The following is a 2,426-nucleotide window of genomic DNA, read 5'->3' as shown; positions in this document are numbered from 1 at the left end:
TCGATCATCGCCATCTGGTGTCCACCAAATCATCAGGTGGACACCTATCCCGCTACAAATGCTTCCGAACAGGCGGGCGTCAGATCACGCTTACGAAAAACCATCCGCGTTGGCGATAGGCAATGAAGCTCTTCGGGTCATGGAGCAGAGCAATGCCGCTCAGGTTGATAGCGGCAGTCTGATCCCCCATCGCCGACGTCACGAATGCGAGCGATATCCAGCCGGGTGCATTGGTAGGTTTAGCCGATACGAGCTTCTGAAGATCGGCCTTGGCGGAAGCCCAATCGCCCAAATGCTGCTCGGCTTCAGCGCGCAGGTAGAGTAGATCTGGGTCGAGCGGAAGCTGCAGCGCTAAAGCTTCATCCAGCTTCGCCTGGGCGACCGTGAAGTCGCGTGCCGCAATGCGGGCGCGCACGACAGCCTTCAATCCGTTGCGATAGGTTGCCATGACGAAAACCTGATCATTTGGCTTCAACGCAGCAGAGACAAGCTTCACCCGATCCAGAGCGCGCTCCCTACTTTCGACGTCTGCACCAGCCGCGAGCGCGAGCCCGATGTAAGGCCGGGGATCGCGCGGGTAACGCCTTGCCAGTTCGGATGCTTGCGAAGCCCATTCCTGATCATTTCTCGGCATGGCCTTAGGCGGCACGAGCAAACGATCCAGCGGGAAGTCGCCGAAGCCTGCCATCGGGAGGGATGCTGCCGTCAAGCTGGAGGCGAGCAAAGCAGCGCCCATCACGTACTTGCCGATTGATGGGTATCGCTTCGAGCCGAAAAACACTGTGGAGACGAAACCGGTGGCGCCTCCAGCCAACATCCCCCCAAGATGGGCAGCGTGATCCGGGCCCAAGGCTGGCAACCAGCTCCCCTGTGTCAAAGTGCCCGTCAGAATGACGATTGTCACAGCCTGAAGCCAGAGCCGACGCCATCCCGGTGCTAGCCGAAACGAGATCATCAAGCCTGAAGCCATCAAGCCCAGGATTCCACCAGAGGCACCCATGCTCATCACAATGGGCGGGTTCTGCACGATCGAAAGCCCAGCGCCCCCCAAACCGCTGAGGAGGAAGATTGCAATGAACCAGGCAGCTCCGATGACGGGCTCGAGCAGGACTGCGATCAGAAGGAGTGCGACGAGATTTGAGGCTAGGTGGTTGAGGCTCCAATGCAGGAACGATGACGTCGCCAGCCTGTACCATTGACCGCCTTGGGCAACGAGCTCGGAGGAAACACCGCCAAACTGAACGCCTGATTGCCAATCGACCATGAAGCCCGTCACCCGGCCAGCCGAATGCGCGGTCACGAGTTCTGCAGCGAACATCACTAGAAGCACAGCGGACAAGGCAAATCCGGCCCGAACGCCTGCTACGACGGTGCCTAGAGAAGGAAACCGGTCTTCTTGGATCGATGGCGCCTCCGCGGCTGGCGCCTCGTCCATTTGAGGATCGAAGAGTCTGACCACACGTGTTCCCGCAGCCTCGTCGTAGAACGTGTCGCGCTGCTTGCAGACTGAGATCGTCGCGGCAACGAGCGCGATTGACGGCAGCCAACCTGCAATGCCGGTCAGCCACAGCATGACGGCACTCAGGGCTGGGAAATCTGACCATGCGGCGAAAACGGCGAACGCTGCGAAGACGACCGCAGGTAACCCCGCAGCTGCAAACCCAAGATATCGAGTGGTTAGCTTTTGATTCAAAAGGTCCCTGGTTGTATGCCGGGACGACAGGACCAAAAGCCCGGCCGCTGATCTGCCCGGCGATCTCCAGCCACGGCTCTCGAGCGCCCACCGCAGCAATGCAAGCAGCGGCCATTGAGCAAGTGTAAGATCGAAGGCCTTGGTCGGCTGGTCAGCTGTGTCGAGGGGAAACCCGATAGTCTGCTTCAATGGCGAGCCCGGAGCTTTGTGCTCGAAGACATAGTACCGCGCCACCGGCTTACTCATGAGATACGATGTACAGACGGCTTCACCGGTTGGAATAAATCCAGCTGGCAACGACAGGCCGGCCGGGCGCTGTTTGGCGGGTACGCACTCTTTCACAAACGCACTGCTGTCTTGGACTCGGCCGCCCGACATCCCGTAGATGCAGGCCACCAAAGCCTGCGTCAGTAACATGACGATAACGAGATCGATCAGGAATGCAGCAGCGCGTCTCGTGAAGCCCGCCCGAACCCAAATTGGATGGTCCGCCATTTCGCCCCTCCGCCCGTTCCTGTCAGTCGAGTGAGCTGGCTGGACAAGCCGGCCAACATCTCGCAGGCGCGACTAAAGGGTCAATCGGTTCGAGGTGCTTGTTGAGGGTAAATGCCATTGCTCCCCGCGCAATTAGCGCCAACGGACTAAGCCGCTCTCGCGGCAGGGTGCTGCGGCGCGGGGTCGCTGAGATTTCGCCTGTGAGGCGCTGCATCCGAGGATTTGGGGGTCGTTTCCC

At 59.8% G+C, this 2,426-nt stretch carries 1 protein-coding gene; it reads right to left on the bottom strand.

Annotated features, from left to right (window positions below):
• Positions 1-79: 79 nt before the first annotated feature.
• Positions 80-2,188, bottom strand: coding sequence for a rhomboid family intramembrane serine protease (locus BW981_RS22170; protein ID WP_076443164.1), 2,109 nt, complete (start codon positions 2,186-2,188; stop codon positions 80-82).
• Positions 2,189-2,426 lie beyond the last annotated feature (238 nt).

Origin of the sequence: Allobosea sp. TND4EK4, from assembly GCF_900156025.1 — a bacterium.
GTDB lineage: Bacteria > Pseudomonadota > Alphaproteobacteria > Rhizobiales > Beijerinckiaceae > Allobosea.
The sequence above is the reverse complement of the archived record's forward strand: the minus strand, read 5'-3'. Positions and strand labels throughout refer to the sequence as shown.